The 17880-nt window shown below is 43.8% G+C and carries 13 protein-coding genes; 3 read left to right on the top strand and 10 right to left on the bottom strand.

Going from position 1 to position 17880, the window contains the following annotated elements:
• Positions 1–34 precede the first annotated feature (34 nt).
• Positions 35–4483, top strand: a complete 4449-nt coding sequence (locus AC04NP_RS09675) for a T9SS type A sorting domain-containing protein (RefSeq protein WP_482859446.1) — start codon at positions 35–37, stop codon at positions 4481–4483.
• A gap of 146 nt (positions 4484–4629) precedes the next feature.
• Here the strand turns inward: AC04NP_RS09675 and AC04NP_RS09670 are convergent, their stop codons facing one another.
• Positions 4630–7254: a valine--tRNA ligase gene (locus tag AC04NP_RS09670; RefSeq protein WP_482859444.1), complete on the bottom strand. Its 2625-nt coding sequence runs from the start codon at positions 7252–7254 to the stop codon at positions 4630–4632.
• A gap of 124 nt (positions 7255–7378) precedes the next feature.
• Here AC04NP_RS09670 and AC04NP_RS09665 point away from each other — a divergent pair, with 124 nt between their 5' ends.
• Both AC04NP_RS09665 and AC04NP_RS09660 read left to right on the top strand, forming a co-directional pair.
• Entirely contained in the window at positions 7379–8047 is a 669-nt protein-coding gene (locus AC04NP_RS09665) for an NUDIX hydrolase (RefSeq protein WP_482859442.1), read from the top strand.
• 92 nt (positions 8048–8139) lie between these two features.
• On the top strand, positions 8140–9186 hold the full coding sequence (locus tag AC04NP_RS09660) for an aldose epimerase family protein (protein ID WP_482859440.1): 1047 nt from the start codon (positions 8140–8142) through the stop codon (positions 9184–9186).
• Positions 9187–9313: 127 nt separating this feature from the next.
• On the opposite strand, the gene AC04NP_RS09655 is transcribed toward AC04NP_RS09660, so the two are convergent.
• The 9 genes from AC04NP_RS09655 to AC04NP_RS09615 form a co-directional block, all read right to left on the bottom strand.
• On the bottom strand, positions 9314–10723 hold the full coding sequence (locus AC04NP_RS09655; RefSeq protein WP_482859438.1) for an alpha/beta hydrolase family protein: 1410 nt from the start codon (positions 10721–10723) through the stop codon (positions 9314–9316).
• Positions 10724–10760: 37 nt separating this feature from the next.
• The gene (locus AC04NP_RS09650; protein ID WP_482859437.1) at positions 10761–11141 is read right to left on the bottom strand and encodes a hypothetical protein; all 381 of its coding nucleotides are present in this window, start codon (positions 11139–11141) and stop codon (positions 10761–10763) included.
• 176 nt (positions 11142–11317) lie between these two features.
• Positions 11318–13345 carry a DUF3352 domain-containing protein gene (locus AC04NP_RS09645; RefSeq protein ID WP_482859436.1) on the bottom strand — a complete coding sequence of 676 codons (2028 nt, stop codon included), beginning with the start codon at positions 13343–13345 and terminating at the stop codon, positions 11318–11320.
• A gap of 356 nt (positions 13346–13701) precedes the next feature.
• Positions 13702–14082 (bottom strand): diacylglycerol kinase family protein, encoded by a 381-nt coding sequence (locus AC04NP_RS09640; protein ID WP_482859435.1) that lies wholly within the window; start codon positions 14080–14082, stop codon positions 13702–13704.
• A complete protein-coding gene (locus AC04NP_RS09635; protein ID WP_482859434.1) occupies positions 14063–14743 on the bottom strand; it encodes a DUF1361 domain-containing protein in 681 nt (226 codons plus the stop codon). Before AC04NP_RS09635 ends, AC04NP_RS09640 begins: the two co-directional genes overlap by 20 nt.
• Positions 14744–14753: 10 nt before the next feature.
• Entirely contained in the window at positions 14754–15200 is a 447-nt protein-coding gene (locus tag AC04NP_RS09630; RefSeq protein ID WP_482859433.1) for a hypothetical protein, read from the bottom strand.
• Between the two features lie 3 nt (positions 15201–15203).
• Positions 15204–16628: a DUF4153 domain-containing protein gene (locus tag AC04NP_RS09625; protein WP_482859432.1), complete on the bottom strand. Its 1425-nt coding sequence runs from the start codon at positions 16626–16628 to the stop codon at positions 15204–15206.
• Positions 16629–16689: 61 nt separating this feature from the next.
• Positions 16690–16989, bottom strand: a complete 300-nt coding sequence (locus AC04NP_RS09620; protein ID WP_482859431.1) for a winged helix-turn-helix domain-containing protein — start codon at positions 16987–16989, stop codon at positions 16690–16692.
• The gene (locus AC04NP_RS09615) at positions 16986–17609 is read right to left on the bottom strand and encodes a hypothetical protein (protein ID WP_482859430.1); all 624 of its coding nucleotides are present in this window, start codon (positions 17607–17609) and stop codon (positions 16986–16988) included. Before AC04NP_RS09615 ends, AC04NP_RS09620 begins: the two co-directional genes overlap by 4 nt.
• Positions 17610–17880 lie beyond the last annotated feature (271 nt).

Below are 17880 nucleotides of genomic sequence, written 5' to 3'. Positions count from 1 at the left end.
CCCAGTATAAAAGTATAAGCTTACCTGAGAAAAGATGAAAAGTTTTAGAAAATTTTGTGTCCTGAGAAATCAGTTAGTTGGTTTTTTTCCAAATTTTTGTTTGATTACCCTGGTGGTCCTACAAGGAGCATTAGCCCAAACATTTACCGAACAGACAGGCCCTGCCAACCCCATGGATGGGGTAACCCTGGCGCAAGAAGACGGGAATACCGCTTTTGCCGACCTGGATGCCGATGGGGACTGGGATTTACTGATCGGATGGGAAGACGGTACTTTTATTTACTATCAGAATACAGGTACATCTGCTGCACCGGTACTTATCCAACAATTTGGTGTTAACCATCCCATGAATGGCGAGGATGTGGGGAGAGAGGCCAGGCCCATCTTTTGGGATATAGATAATGACGGGGACTTCGACCTTTTTGTGGGTGAAAATGACGGTGGTATTTTTTACTTTCAAAATACGGGCTCACCTTCCGCCCCTGTATTTACCCGGCAAACCGGTGCCGACAACCCTTTCAACGGGGTTGATATTGGCCTTGAAGCCGATCTTGCCTTTGCGGATATCGATAATGATGGGGACGCGGATGCTTTTATCGGGGAGGCTATGGGCAATGTAAACTATTTCGAAAACACGGGCGATGCCGGCAATCCGGCTTTCACACAACGAACAGGAGCTAATAATCCGATGAATGGCGAGGATGTGGGGGCAGAGTCTGCACCGACATTGATGGATTTTGATAACGACGGGGACTACGATATGTTTGTAGGGGCCAGTAACGGTTATATTGATTATTTCCGCAACACGGGTTCTGTCAACGCACCGGCATTTACCGAAATAACTGGGGGAGGGAATCCATTCAATGGAATAGACTTTGGCCAGGAGTCAAGGCCCATGGCTATTGACCTGAATGCGGATGGTGACACGGATATGCTGGTATTGGAGAAGTATGGTACTTTCAGGTTTTTTACCGGCTCCGGTACAGGTTCATCCCCTCTTGACGATTCACCCCTTTCGCCCGGCGATATGACCTATACCTCCGGTACAGTTACTCAAAACACTGAAGACGTTAATGTTGGCACCACTGATCAGCAAATTATCGGAATACAGGTGGTCACATCCGGTAACAGTAATAAATTAAACCTGACTGCCATTAATTTTAGTACTGCGGGTTCTTCCGATCCCGCCAATGACTTCTCCAACGCCAAATTATATTATACAGGAGGAAGCAATACGTTTGCTACAGCTAACCAGATAGGATCGACGGTCGTAAGCCCTAATGGCACGTTCACAATAAACAGTACCTTAACGTTGGCCGCAGGCACAAACTACTTTTGGTTATCATATGACATCAACAGTGGGGCAACGGGGGGCAATCTCGTGGATGCCGAAGCTACTCAAATCACAATAGGTGGCAGCAACTATGTTCCTTCGATAACCGCACCTCCCGGTGCAAGAACGATTTTCATCCAGCCCTATGCCAGTTTTCCATATTCCACCGGATTTGAGAGTGGCAGCTTTGAGGATGTATGGAAAATATCCAGTTCCAACAGTTTTGGTCGTGTACAGCTTACGACCAACAACAGCCCCAGGACAGGCAGTTATCACATGACCATGGATGTAAACACCAATAATAATTTTGCCACCAATTATGCCGACCTGTTCATTGATTTGGATGGGCAAACTGACGTAGTTCTTGATTTTTACTTTAAAGATTTTGGTGATGAGGATCAGAATGTTGACGGTATTTATTTGTCGGATGATGGTGGGGTCAATTTTACCTACGTTCATGAAATTGTTCCGGGTAATTATGCAAACGCCACCTGGAACCATATTCTTTTAGACCTCGATCAGTTGGCCGTATCCAACGGACTCACGTTGAACAGCACGTTTGTTATAAGAATCCTTCAATATGATAACTTTAGAATCGACGACGATGGGTTTGCCATCGATGATTTGCAGGTGAAGACCACCCCCTTATACGCCAGTTTTCCATATGCCACCAGTTTTGAGCTGGGATATTTTGAGGAGGAATGGTCGACCTCCAGCTCCAATAGTTTCGGTCGTGTACAGGTCACCACCAACAACGCACCTAATACGGGCCTTTATCACATGACCATGGATGTGAATACCGGTAATAATTTTGCGACCAATTATGCTGACCTACGCGTCGATTTATCCGGAGAAACCGATGTTATTCTTGATTTTTACTTTAAAGATTTTGGTGATGAGGATCAGAATGTCGATGGTATCTATTTGTCAGACGACGGGGGGTTGAATTTTACGTATGTATATGAAATCTCCGGGCCGGATTTTACTGACAATACCTGGAATCAAATAGTTTTGGATATTGACCATCTGGCCACCACCAATGGCCTGACATTGAATAATACATTTGTTATCAGGTTTCAGCAGCGTGATAACTATCCTATAAATAACGATGGATTTGCCATCGATGATGTACAATTGAGGACGACAATTTTTGCCACATTGCCTTACTTCGACGGTTTTGAGTCCGGCAATTTGGGAGAGGAGTGGAGCATTGGTACGGCTAATAACAGCAACACGATCGTTACTAACCAAAATTTGCCTTATGAGGGTAATTACCATCTGACTATGGATGTTGTAAACAACAATAATTTTGCTTTGAATCAATCCATGGTGCGCCTCGATCTTTCAGGCCATTCTCAGGTAGAGATGTCGTTTTACTGGAAGGATTTTGGTGATGAAACACATGTACGGGATGCTATTTATTTCTCAGATGATAATGGGGTAACCTTTCAACGGGTGTATGCTTTTGATCCGGCCAGCAATACCAACAACACCTGGAATCAGGTGGTACTGGATGTAGATGCACTGGCCTCCGGAGCAGGCCTGTCGCTGACCGATCAGTTTGTAATCAGCATCGAACAATATGACAACCGAAGAATCGCTAATAATGACGGGATGGCGTTTGACAATATTGCCGTTTACGCCCCCAATACCCTGACCAATTGGACGGGCAATGAGGGCACCACTACCTGGGGAACAGCCGGTAACTGGTCCAATGGTGTGCCCGGATGCGGTTCCCTTGCCATTATTCCCGATGTCAGTGGTAGTTCCGGATTTTTCCCCGTAATAGGCGCCGGTCTGACAGGCAATGTAGGAAGTATTCAAATTCAGACAAATGCCTCGATTAACATCAACACAGGTGGCACTTTAAATGTTTGTAATCACTGGGAAAACCAGGGGAATGCCGCTATCGGCACAGGTACAGTGGTCTTTCAGGGAACCGGTACCCAGCAAATCACAGGAACATCAAACTGGCAAAATATCACGATCAATAACGTGGGAGGGGATATATTGCTAAATGATGCACAAAACATAAACGGCGTGCTGACCCTCACCGATGGGATTATTAACACGCAAGGTAATCCTTTGACCATGAACAGCAGTGCTTCCGTAACAGGGGCCTCTGCGGCGAGTTTTGTCAATGGAAGAATGACAAAAATTGGCAATACCGATTTTGAATTTCCAATAGGCGACGGCACCGATTGGGCACCAATGGCTGTGTCTAATCTGACAGGTGATGCCGCCACGCAGTTCTCTGCTGCTTATGTCAGGCAGCCTTATCTTGTAACAGATCTGTTGCTGTTAGGTGATCCGAACGGGGATTTGAACAACGTCAGTACGTTGGAGTACTGGAATTTGACTAATTCAGGAACTGCCTCCCATGCGGATATAACACTTTTCTGGAAAGATCAGACTTTTAGTCAGATAGGAGATTACTCCTACCTGCAAATTGCGCATTTTAATGGTTTGGTATGGGAGAACATGGGACAAAATACCATCGTGTCTTCCGATCCGGGTTCTATTACTGTGACAGGCGTTACCAGTTTTAGCCCATTTACTTTTGGGTCGGTCAATGGTAATAATCCCCTTCCGGTGGAGTTAGTTTCATTTACTGCCCGTGAAGATAATGGCAAAGTGTTACTGGACTGGCAGACAACCAGTGAATCGAATAACGACTTTTTTGAGATCCAACGTTCGGAAGCGGGGGAGGACTGGGTTGTGATCGGTACTGTGAAAGGCAACGGAACGATCAACGAAGTGATCCAATACAGCTATACGGATCATGAACCTTTATTCGGGATGTCATATTACAGGTTGAAGCAGGTAGACTTTGACGAGCGATTTGAATATTCACCTGTTCAAAGTGTAAATGTTGAGCATTCCAGGCGGCCCATGCAGGTAACTGTGTATCCCAATCCAACTTCCGAAGAAAATATCAACATCAGGTTAACAACTACCAACAAGCGTAATAAGGTAAAACTCCTGCTCATGGATTTGTCCGGCAAAGTGTTTCTGAATAAGCTTGTAGATGTGAAAGAATTTGCCAAGGATTACAAGGTTATACCTTATGAGAAAATGCACAAGGGCATTTACCTTCTGAAAGTGGATCAAAACAATGTGGTTTCCAAACACAAGATTATCATCTTATAGAAAAACCTAATAATTACCTCACCTATACTTACATGCCTGGTATTCTTAATAATAGCTTATGGAACCAGGGGTCGGGAGAGAGGTGTCAGGATATGTTGAGGGGAGAGGAGTCAGGTGTCAGGGTTTGTGGTTATGGTATTTGTATGTTATTCTTTTAGTGCGGCCAGGCTTTCTTCCAGGGCTTTGATTTTGGCTTCGGCGTCGGCTTTTTTCTTTTGTTCATTGGCAACTACCTGCTCGGGGGCGTTGTTGACAAAGCGTTCATTGCTCAGTTTTTTGTTTACGGAAACCAGGAATCCTTTGGTGTAATTCAGTTCCCCCTCCAGTTGTTCAATTTCTTTTTCAACATTTATCTGGCCTGCAACGGGGATAAAAAACTCATTGCCTCTGATGACAAAATTCAGAGCATTGTCGATGTTTTCACTGGTGAATCCTATTTCACTAACGTTGGCGAGCTTTTTGATAATACCGGTGAAACCATCCAAAACCGTCTTGTTCTTCGTTTTTACCAAAAGTTTCAACGCCTCCTTTTGGGGGATTTGCTTGCTGTTTCTGATGTTTCTTATATTGGAAATAATATCAAAATTCAAAGCGGCCTTATCCAGTAACTCGTTGTCAAAAGTGTGTTTTTCCGGCCAGGAAGCTACTATGATACATGCTTTGTCCCCTCTTTCCCTGATTTCATGCCAGATCTCTTCTGTGATGAAAGGCATAAATGGATGTAATAGCTTCATCACCCTTTCAAGGTAGTCGATGGTTCGATCATAGGTATCCCCATCAATAGGTTGGCCATAAGCAGGTTTGATCATTTCCAGGTATTGCGAACAAAAGTCGTCCCATACCAGCTTGTAGGTGGTCATTAAAGCATCTGAAATCCTGAAATTTTCGAAATGGCCTTCAATTTCGCCCAGGGCCTGGTTAAACCTGGACTCAAACCATGCCAGGGCTGTTTGATTTTGGTTCTCCGTTTGATGAGCCACTTCCCAGCCTTTGATTAAGCGGAAGGCATTCCATATTTTATTGGCAAAATTTCTGCCCTGCTCGCAAAGCTTCTCATCGAATAACAGGTCATTGCCGGCCGGTGAGCTGAACAACATGCCGGTACGGATACCGTCGGCCCCGTATTTTTCTATCAACGCCAGCGGATCGGGGGAATTGCCCAGTGATTTGGACATTTTTCTCCTTAATTTATCCCTTACAATACCCGTGAGGTACACATTCCTGAAAGGTAATTCCCCTTTATATTCATAGCCTGAAATGATCATCCTGGCCACCCAGAAAAATAATATCTCCGGTGCGGTGACGAGGTCATCGGTAGGATAGTAATATTTAATATCCTCATTTTCCGGATCCATGATCCCGTTAAACACAGAAATGGGCCACAGCCAGGCAGAGGCCCAGGTATCGAGCACATCTTCTTCCTGCCTGAGTGATTCCGTGGTGAGTGACGGATCTTTTTTCTTTGCCAGGGCCAGGGCTTCCTCCGGATTTTCCGCGACCACAAATGTCCCGTCGGGCAGATAATAGGCAGGAATGCGGTGTCCCCACCAAAGCTGCCTGCTCACACACCAGTCCCGGATATTTTCCATCCAATGTTTGTAGGTATTGATGAATTTGGCAGGATGAAATTTTATGTTACCATTCAATACATTTTCCAGGGCAGGCCTGGAGATTTCTTCCATTTTCATAAACCATTGCATGGAGAGCTTCGGTTCAATGGCTGCATCGGTGCGCTCTGAAAACCCTACTTTGTTGACCATATCTTCGGTTTTTTCCAGTTGCCCCATTTCCTCGAGGTCCCTGGCAATCTTTTTTCTGACAGCAAAGCGATCTTCACCTATATAAAACTGTGCCTTCTCATTCAGGCTGCCATCGTCGGCAATAATGTCGATGACTTCTAATCCATGTCTTTGCCCGATTTCATAGTCATTCAGGTCGTGGGCCGGGGTGACCTTCAAACATCCGGTTCCATATTCGGGATCCACGTAGTCATCGGCAATTATGGGTACCTCCCGGTTTACCACAGGTATAATGGCCTTTTTTCCAACCAGATGCGTGAATCTTTCATCACCAGGGTTCACACAAACTGCCGTATCGGCTAATATGGTCTCTGGCCTTGTTGTCGCAATCGTCAGCCATTCGTTGTCCGAACCGGCGATTTTGTATTTAACATAATAAAGTTTCGAACGGACCTCTTTGTAAACAACTTCCTCATCCGAAAGAGCGGTTTGTCCCTGCGGATCCCAGTTGATCATCCTTACGCCCCTGTAGATGTAACCTTTGTTGTAAAGGTCTGCAAAAACTCTGATTACCTCGCGGTAATATTTATCATCCATGGTAAAGCGGGTGCGATCCCAATCGCAGGAGGCGCCCAGCTTTTTTAACTGTTCCAGAATTATCCCTCCGTATTTTTCTTTCCATTCCCAGGCATACTCCATAAATTCATCCCGGGAAATGTCGCTTTTTTGAATACCCTTTTCCTTCAGCATAGCTACCACTTTGGCCTCCGTAGCGATAGAAGCGTGATCCATACCCGGCACCCACAAAGCCTCTTTGCCTTGCATGCGCGCTTTTCTGATCAGCACATCCTGGATAGTATTGTTTAACATATGTCCCATATGCAATATACCGGTCACATTAGGTGGTGGAATCACAATGGTGTAAGGCTCCTTTTCAGGATGGGGCTCGGAGTGGAAAAAGCCTTTTTCCATCCAATAACGGTACCATTTATCTTCAACCGGTCCCGGATTATATTTTGTTGATATGGACATAGGAGTTAAACAATTTAAGTTTGCAAAAGTAATTAAAATCTGCTTTTTCAGGAAAACAAAATCGAGGACTTATGTATTAATTATTTTAGATTTGAGGGATTGAAAATTATAGATACCTGTCTGGATGCATGATCCGTTTGAAAAGTTTATACTTTGGCTGGAGGAAAGACTGAAAGGCCCCCTGCCGGGCTACGAGGCGCAAATGCTGATGATGCCTAAAGCTACTAAACAGGATAGGTTTAGCTTTAATCAAAAAAAAACAGCTAAATTAGGGAGTGTATTATTGTTACTGTATCCACATAAGGGCAAGGTTTATTTGCCTTTAATGAAACGCCCGGAGTACGATGGGGTTCACAGTGGTCAGATAAGCTTTCCCGGAGGGAAAATGGAGGAGAGTGATCCTGACCTGATTTTCACGGCGCTCAGGGAGGGGCAGGAGGAAATAGGAATAAGGCCTGAAGATGTGAAAGTGCTGGGTAACCTGACCGAACACATGGTGGTTGCCAGTAATTTTAACGTTTTGCCTGTGATAGGTTACCTGGGTTACCGGCCCAGGTTTATAGCCGATCTGCATGAGGTGGCTGAGGTATTGGAAGTGAGTATCGATCACTTGCAGGATGACCGCAACCGCCGGGAAAAAGAGCTGTTGGTCAGGGGCAGGTACTGGCTGAAAGCGCCTTATTATGATGTCGGAGGCCATGTGGTTTGGGGCGCTACCGCCATGATGTTAAGTGAGTTTCTGATGATGGTGAAAGGATTTGACGATGGCACCGGACCTGAACCGTGGCTGTGATTTTTGTTGCTGACTTTCTAATTTGATCAGGGTATCATTGAAAACCCTACTTTAACGCTGACTGATTTGGTTATTTTAAAATTTTCACCATTATGCTTCACGAAGAAAACTTCATAGCAGAAATCAACGGTAGAAAAACAAGCCTTTACACGTTGAAAAATAATCTTGGCTTATCTGCCCAGATTACCAACTACGGTGCCGCGTTGGTGGGGGTTTTTGCACCGGATAAGGAGGGCAGGTTTGAAGATGTGGTACTTGGGTATGAAAATATACAGGATTACGCGTCGGACCCATATTTTCACGGGGCCATTGTAGGGAGGTTTGCCAACAGGATTGGCCACGGGAAATTCACGATCAATGGGCAGGAACATCAGTTAAACCGCAACCATGGCCCTCATGCGCTGCATGGCGGACCTATGGGATTTGGAAGAATGGTTTGGGAGGCCGAGACGCGAGGACATCAGTTACAGCTTTCTTACTTATCGCCCGATGGGGAGGAAGGTTACCCCGGGAACCTCCGGGTAAAGGTCACCTATTCATTAAATGATGACAATGCATTGGTGATAGATTATCTGGCGGAAACAGATAAATCCACGGTCATCAACCTCACCAACCATGCCTATTTTAACCTTGGCAATACCCCCAAGCGGGAAATTTCCCATCATATCTTATGGCTAAACGCCAGCCAATTCACTCCGAAATCACCGGAAGGCATTCCCAATGGAGAGTTTCAGGACGTTCAGGGGACCCCTATGGACTTCACAAGCGCCAAACCGATAGGCCGTGATATTGCCTCTTCCCATCCTCAATTGGTCCTTGGGCGGGGTTATGACCATAATTTTGTCCTGAACCATGAAAAGCAAAGCCTGACCAAAGCCGCTGAAGTCTTTGACCCCGCCAGCAGGCGATGCCTTGAGGTTTTGACCACCATGCCGGGCGTACAGTTCTACACCGCCGACTATCTCGGGCATGGCAGCCCCGGAAAAGAAGGCTATGTTTATCAACCCAGGGATGGGTTCTGTCTTGAAACGCAGTTTTTTCCCGATTCCCCTAACAAGCCACAATTTCCCTCCACCCTCCTCAACCCGGGTGATATCTATTCCCATCGAACCGTTTACCGCTTTTCCGTAAAAGGATAAAAAAATATCCTTCCCCCCCAAAACATCCCTTCAAAACAATAAACCCCCCTTCCCCTATAAGAAATACTTCACACCCACACCCACACCCACACCCAAACCCACACTCACTCTCAAACTCACTCTCACTCTACTTTTGTTCCTTTATCCACCTCCCCATAATTTCCAGCGCCTGCGGCGCAAAAGTTTCCGTAATTTTCTCATACTCATCCGGGATGCCTTTTTTGGCGTGCTGGAAGAGGTGATTCAACCCTTCCAGGGGGATGGCTCGGTAGTTGGTATTGCCGCCGGAGGTGAGGGCGCTTTCGATGGCTTCCAGGTTTTCCTGGCAGGAAACCTGCAGATCCAGGGTTCCGTTCAAGGCCAGAACGGGGCAATCAACCTGTACAAGGTAGTCGGTTGGGTTAAATCTTAAAAATGTACGCATCCATTTGTTGTTATAAATGCTCAGGTTTTCCTTGATTTTGGCTGCACGGCCACCCATAGCTTCCACCTGTTCTTTTGGCAACCGGTCGAGTTCGCTGTTGATAAAATCGCTGATTACCTCAGCAGATTCTTCGGGATCATCGTGGTTTACCACTGCATCGATAATGATTTTGATGTCGTTACTGGTTTTTTGTACAAAAGCCGGCGGAATGCCCTTGGCTTCTCCGATAAGCACCTGCTGGGTTTCAAACACTTCTCTTCCCGTGGTGCCTGGCCCGGCCAGTAAAACAATGAAATCAATGGTTTTGTCCCGGGAGGCTACTACCGGCGCTATCATACCTCCCTCGCTATGACCGATGAGTCCTATTTTCCGGGGATCAATATCCGGCCTGGATTTCAGGTAGTTAACGGCGGCCATGGCATCATTGGCAAAATCAATGGTAGTTGCCTCAGCATAATTACCCGTGGATTGGCCAAAACCCCGGTCATCATATCTTAAAACAGCAATGCCCTTTTGCGTCAGGTAATCGGCAATAACCCAAAAGGGCTTGTGCCCAAACATTTCCTCATTTCTGTCGTGTGGGCCGGAGCCGCTTATCAAAACTACCGCCTGGTATTGTTGCGTAGTATCAGGAATGGTTAAGGTTCCTGCCAGGCTATGCCCTCCCCGGGTATTTTTGAAACTTACCTCTAATACCTGGTAATCAAATGGTGGCTTAGGCTCCTGAGGACGTTCGGGTTTTACCGCTTCCACGGGTTTTCTGCCCAGGGTAACAGGAATATCCAGTATGCCCCGTTGAAGGATGCGTCCGTTAATCCGGCCATTGTCGTTTAATTTACCCTGATAGGTTAACTGTATGCTGTTTACTTTTATAAGCAGTTCACCGTCGGCGAAGGAAACCGTATCTGTCGGGGTACCAAAAACCATTTGATCCGGGCTGTCCATGGTTGCGTTCAGGCGGTTATTTTCCTGATTGATATGAAAGACTAGCCTCAGTTTTGTGCCGTTGATATCCCCGACACCATACCAGTCGCCCAGGATTTTTTCGTTTTGTGCCAATGAGGCTGAATATGTTAAGAGAAATGCTACAAACAGGTTTATTATTTTTTTCATTCGAATAGGGTTAGGTTTAAGTTAGCTGAAGACCCTGCTAGATACATTTTTCCTGATAATCGACCAGTATCAGTTTGGCACCTTCGGCGTTTGGCTCGCTGGCCTCTTCGATCATGGCCGCAGCCAGGTTTACATCCTGTATTTTGTTTAGCGGAGATTCACCCCGGTAGTTTTTGTCAATGTTTTTTCGGATCCGTTTTTCAGTCTTTTTCAAAAGTCTGCGGTATTTGGGTGATTTGACACAGCAACTGATCTCAAAGGCTTGCTTAATCAGAATTCCGGATGTTTTTCCTTCCATTCCGGTCATGGTGTCGATCCAAACATACCAGATGTCGTTTGTGTTGTCTTTTGTCTCCTGTGCATGGCTCGCGATGCCGGACAAGCAGAGGAACAGGGTAGTGATGATGATTTTTTTCATAGTTAAATTGTTTTGGGGAGCCCAGAGTGTGGTGGCCGGAGGGCGTGGTGGGGTAAAGTTAAGGAATTATGGGGGGAAATGGGAATGGTGGGATGATGGAATGATGGGGTATTGGAAAGATGGAATTTTGGGGTAATGAGATGTTGGAGGGTAAGGGGTGGAGATGGAGGGTTCGGTTAGAATCGTTTTCTTTCAACGGTATGGCCGTTTTGGTCGTAGGCTTTCCAGAGGCCGACCTGTTGGTCGCGGCGATATTTTCCTTTTAGTTTGATGTTTCCGTTGGTATGGTACTCGCGGTAGGTGCCGTGTTTTAATCCGTCCTTGAGGGGGACCTCGATTTTTAAGGCGCCGTTATCATAGTATTCTTTATAAGTTTTGTCGTCCAGATCTTCCGGGCTTATCTCTTCGACTTTTATAAGCTCTTCTTCTTCAACCATATTCAATAATACCTGATCTGAAAGAGCGACATCAATGGGTAACTCCGGCATTTTACCAAAGGAGGCCAGCATAAGTTGCTCGGGCCTGCGGGCAAATTGAATCTTTTTCTCCAACTGATCAGGATCCTGATATTGAATCGAAAGTTTACTTTCAAAAATATCTCCCGAAGCCACCAGTTGAAAACCTATCTGTGAAAAACAGGTTATAAACTCCTTATTTCTGTCCAGGTTTGACCTGGTTTCGTTATTTACCATCGACTTGAGATTCTGATGTAAAACCGGTGTATTAACATAGGCAAAAAGGTTGGATTTACGACTGAGATGACGGCTGAAACTTTTAAAATCGTCAGACACTGATAAGGTATTTTCGAGCTGATAATCGCTGATAACATTTTTAATGGTCTGAGGGTGATTACTGAAAATCACGTAATCCTCAATTACGGTAAAATATGGCTTTTCGAGATCGGCAAAAAAATCACCTAACAATATTTTAAAAAAACCTTTTATCGACATGAAATTGATAGGATAACCTTTATAGGTCACTTTCTTGAACTTTACCGGTGTCTTTTTCCTGATTTGATGGAGAATGATATCCAGGTTTTTGAGGGCGTCTTCCCCTTTTTTGGCTTTCAGCACCAGGGCAAATTCATTTTTTTTGCCTAATCCTGTATTCTGCATTTGCAAAAAAGCAATTTCATCGTCGATCCAATTGATAAAATTTTCTTCGATATCGATTTTGAGCAGCTTTTCAATCTTTTCATAGTTTTCTTTGTATAGCCTGAACCCGGCCGGATGCTGTTGTTGTAAAGCTTCGAGGTTTTCATAAAATTCGCTGAAACTGTCAAAGCCCATACTCAGGTAGAATGCCGTTCTTTGCGGGGCCACTTCAGGAATGGATATTTGTCCCTTCCCGGATTCATGCAGTACATGCAAATAGGACAAGGAGTCATCCATCATGTTGGTAAAACCGTTAGCCACTAACATATTATTTTCATCATACGCAAAGGTAAAGCCCGAATACCCTAAAGTTTCACTCAGCGATTTTACGTATTGATTGATGTTTTGCGTGTAAGTCCGCATGTAGTCATCCAAATATTTGTATTGAAAGAAAAGCCGGAATTGTTCATCTTCTTCCACTTTTCTGTTGATTTCAATAAAGTTAATGTCACGGCCTATAACGGGTTCGGCCACTTCATCTATCGATGCTTCCACCAGTATATGCGTATAGGAAGCTACCAGTAAATTTTTGATAAAAACCATGTACAAGGTTTCACGGGTTTCTTTATCATACAATTCGAAGATTTCGTGGTCATGGTAAGTTCTTTTGGTGACTTTATAATTATCACTGAGAATAGTGCTTAAATAATTCCTGAGCTGTGTGAGCCTGCTGACTTTTTTCAAATCGACAACAAATAAAAAATCAAAGTCATGCTGCTTATACATGTGTGATGAAATCAGCAGAGACCTCGACCCTAATAATTTAAACAGTGTTTTGTTATTTTTAAAAAGGGTGTCCAGGCTGTTTGCCTCATAGGTCAGATTGGCGATATAACTGTTGTTTTGGAGGTGTGCCCAGATTTCACTGGTGCTGACTGATTCCCAGACATTGACCGGTTCCCCGGTTTCGATGATGTAGATCGCATTTTCCGGAACCACATATATGGGCCGCAATCCTTCCTGTGTAGTAAAAAGAAAATTGTAAATGCCCCATGCTATGCTTCCCAAAACCCCGGTTAAAAGACACCAGAAAAAGATTTTTTTCACCATAAATAAATTTAACACTTCCCCGCTCTAAATAACGGTGAAATTTTAAAATCCTATGCCTTAATTCCTGGCGATTTTGGTTTGGATGTAATAAATATGCTTAAAAACACTGATACGTCTTACTTAGGATCCTGATGGCAAGCAGGAAAAAGTGTATTGAAGCAAACAGTTTATTTATCCCGGGTGTCACGGGGCACGGACGGTTTGTGATTGTCGAACCAAATAGTCAAGGAGGGTATTCTTTTGGTTTTTAATGGGTAATAACTTTCCGGTTATCATTTTTCTATCAGCATTAAGGTGGTTTAAATGGTTGGGATGGCAAAAAAATAATCATTTCAATGCTGAAATTTTTTCCTTTCCTAAAGGATAAGTGCCACAAAATATTTATAAAATATGATCATCCCGCCTGCCAGTGCTGTCACAGAAGCCAGCATAACGGCGCCGGCAGCCATATCTTTGATTTGGCCGGCCCGGGGATTGTGCTCGGGTGATTGCCAGTCGACTAATTTTTCCAGGGCAGTGTTAAAGACCTCCGCCATGGTAACCAGACCGATAAAAAGTATGATAAACAACCACTCAGTGGTAGTTATAGGAAAATGAAATGCCAGACTAAGTGTCAGTGCCGCCGCCAGAAGATGGAAACGAAAATTGTTTTCGTTCCTGGTTACCTCACGGAGCCCTTTGAAAGCATACGTGAAGCTGCGAAGACTCTTTCTGATACTAATCCTGAATGCTGCCATAAGTTTCATATTTGTAATGTAAAAGGCTAATAAAGAGAAAGTACGAACAAAACAACAGCAAACCAAATACCAAAGTAATGGCCTGGGCAGTCTGATCATAAATTTGGGTGGTACTGTCCTGTAATAACTGCCATGGATTGGCAAACAAATCCCAGCTATTCCAACGCAAAATTCTTCCAAGATATACGCCGTATCCTGCCAGAAGGCTGCAGCAGACTACCATTGTCCAGCCCCAAAAAGGACTAAAAATCTCTCTGATTACCTGATGAACCCAATACAGGGACATCATGCCGGTACTAAGCCCTGAAAAGGCAAAAAGATAAATTAACGCCAGGTCGAACCAATATTTTGCCCCATATTGATAATTCACATGGACAAGGTCAGTAACGAGGTAAGGCGCATTGGGAAAGAAGAGTAGCCATAAGGAGAAAAGTGGCCACAGCATTATCTTAGAAAACGGGCGGCGCTGCGTCCGGTGTATTTTTCTAAGCATGAAGGCCAGTATCAAAGGCACCCAGGCAAGAAATAAGTTCCATGATAAAAATATATAAGCGGTATTTTCGGTCAGAAAAATCCTTGAAAACATTAAAATTACACTTAACAAAGCACTTAATGCCAGTGCTTTAATAGGTTTGGATATGAAATTAGTTGTTGAATGCATGACTGTTTTATTAAGTATTTGAATGTTGTTGTTTTTTTGCCAGGATTCTTGAAAGCCAGTACCATCCCAATGCTGCTGTTAAATAAGCACTGATCAACACATTGTAAAGAAAAATTTCAAAGATGCCCGCCGTTAGCAACAGCAGCGAACCACCGACAGGAAAGAGGCCCGTCAATACCGGCAAAAAGCGTTTAAAATGATCCATGGCAGAACCATGTTTTTTCAGGGCCAATGAAATAAGGAACCCGTAAACAATGATGGAAGCAAAAAAGCTTATGACAATACAAATTATACTTCCGAACAGAAATATCCCCAACACATCAGAGAGGGAAATCCCAGGCCATTCGTCAAACACTGCGCCAAGAATGAGAAAGAACAGCATGGCAATTGGTCCTAAAAACACGGAATAGGTTAATGTTTTACCCGAGAAATCCTGAAACTTTAAATGATTATTCATGGTTTATTTAATTTGTTCGTAAGTAATTTGATCCTGATAATTCCAGGAGGGCCATTGTTTATTTTCCATTTTTTTAAGAAACTTGCGCTTTTTATTTTCAATCAGATTTTTTTCCTGATGGCTCAGTAAAATCCTGCCTTCGTTTTTCAAAGCCATCAGTTCGGGCAGGTTTTTACTGGTCAGGCCAATGAGATAGGCGGTGTCGATGTTAGTGGTTTTGTTAAGGTTGTAATGGGTGATCAACTTATCCCAGTTAATACATGATGCCACAATAAATACCCCATAAAATATCCAGCTATTGATCCTGATCAGATACCAGTTGCTTTTAAGTTTATTGATTTTGACCAGTGTGGTAACCAATCCGATCAGTGTTAAAAGCAAATAGATGTATACCCCTATTCTTTTGTAGGTGAGGCCATATTGCTCGATATATTGAAAGTTTTTGAAAACGGCGGTACCCACCAACAGCGTATTTTGAATTACCCATAGGTAAGCCAGGTTTTTTATTCTTCCATTTTGTGGGTAAAAATTGATGTTAGCCCTGAAATAGTAAAGAATCACCAGAATGGCCAGTACAATCGAGGCGATCAGGGTATTGACACCCTGGTGAAGATAGGTGGCATACCGGAGGGTTCCTTCGAACTTTTTCATCAGTATGAAATAACCGTCGACCATGTGAAATCCGAACAGCAGCAGGTTAAGCAGCAGCAGCAGCAACCACCCTGATTTAAGCTCATATTTCAGAGCCAGGGTATTCAGGGATTTTCTAAGGGACTTTTTTCGTATCAATATATTAGTCGCCCGGTTGTCAGCGAGGGTTAAGGAGTCGATTTGTGACTGGCAAAAAAAACCGAAAGAAATCAAAAAGCCGAGAAAAGTGAATTTTACCCAATCCCAGGAAATAAAGTCGAGTTTGATATTGGCCAGCATTTCGGTGATGGCAGGGTTAGCGGAAGCATAAAGCATGAAAAACACGGTAGCAATGGCAACCGGAACAAAAAATGAGGCGAATTTAAGCCATGATAGTCTTCCTTTATGGGGTTTGGATGAATCACCGTTTATACTGCGATCAATCTTTTCGACCGCCCTGATCAAAACAGCAGATAAAAAGGAAAACAATGAATTGATAGCCGCAACCAGAAATGAGCTTTGCGGATTCAAAGATAGTCCGGCCAGGACCACCAGCGATAAACAGTTCATGATGACCGCCATGGCTGTGTTATTCCAAAGAATGTTGCCAGCCGAAATGATGGCCCCCAGCATCACCGGAACAATATTCCGACGCTTGATCATTGAGGGATTGATTGTCCATAATAAAAGCATTAAGACCATATTGAAAATCAGGTAGTTGATACCTGGGGTTTGCTGATAAAACAGGAGGCTGAATATCAGCGTGGAAATGATAAGAATAACATCGGCTTTTTTCATAGTAATTAACTTTTAAATTTTGAAAGTACTTTGTGTTACAAAGTGCATAAGCAAAAAAAAACTATTGTGTCCCTTTAATCAGATTTTCAAGCGCATTGATATGTGCTTCAAATGCTTTTTTACCGCTGCTGGAAACCCTGTATTTTGTATTGGGTTTTCTGCCAATAAATTCTTTGCTCATGAGAATATATTTTTCTTTTTCGAGTGCCTTTAAGTGACTGGCCAGATTGCCATCGGTGACGTTGAGCAGTGCCTTTAACCGGTTGAAGTCCACCTGGTCATTCACCACCAGGACGGACATTATTCCTAACCTGACCCGGTTTTCAAAAGCCTTATTGAAATTGTTTAACAAATCTTTCACCTTTCATACTTAAAGTACATAAGTGTACCATATAAAATATGTAAAATGCCGAACCCTACTGCCCAGAAATACAGCCCGAAGCCTGCATAATAGGCTGATATTAACCCCAGAATGATTTCTGCAAAACCCAGGTACCTGATATCGGTAAAAGTGTATTTGCTGGCGTTAATCAAGGCCAGACCATAAAATATTAAAGTAGAAGGGGCCACAATGCCCAACAGCCCGTGATGTAAAAATATCAGGCAGAGCAGGCCTCCGGTTATCAATGGGATCAGCAAGTTGATAATGAGCAGTTTGGCTGTTTTATCCCAGATTTTCAGGCCGTCTTTCCTGGCTTTTCTGGTGGTAAAAATAATGCCTGTTCCCAAAGCCATTGTCAGCACGGCCAGTGCGATGATCACCAACTGTTCAAGGCGGCCGGAAGACAGGTTTAAAAATTTGATCTGATAGCTGGTGCCCATTTCATTGTTAATGATTTGATGGGCCATAAAGGCCCCACCCAGCGCGTAAATCCCTGCGAATACACCGGACAAACCACTGAGGGAAATGAACCTGGAAGACCGCTCCATCATCGATCTGATTTGCGAAATGTCTTCGAGATACTGCGTTTTGTTTTCCATTTTAAAAGTACTTTGTGATGCAAAGTTAATCGATTAGAATAATTTTTACGCATACATCACTCATTTTTGCAAATTTTTAACCATAATTAACATTCCGGCTCCATAAAACCATAGTCCTGTTCAAGCCATAGTATGCCCCGGAACATCAATACAACTTATATCGATCGTCTTCACAACTCTTTGTGTCTTGGTGCCTCTGTGGTGAAAAATGGTGAACCACAAAGGCACCAAGATACGAAGAGGCACAGCGTTTAATTGTCTGTAAAGAAAA

Source organism: Agaribacillus sp. DX54 (assembly GCF_056858335.1).
The sequence above is the reverse complement of the archived record's forward strand: the minus strand, read 5'-3'. Positions and strand labels throughout refer to the sequence as shown.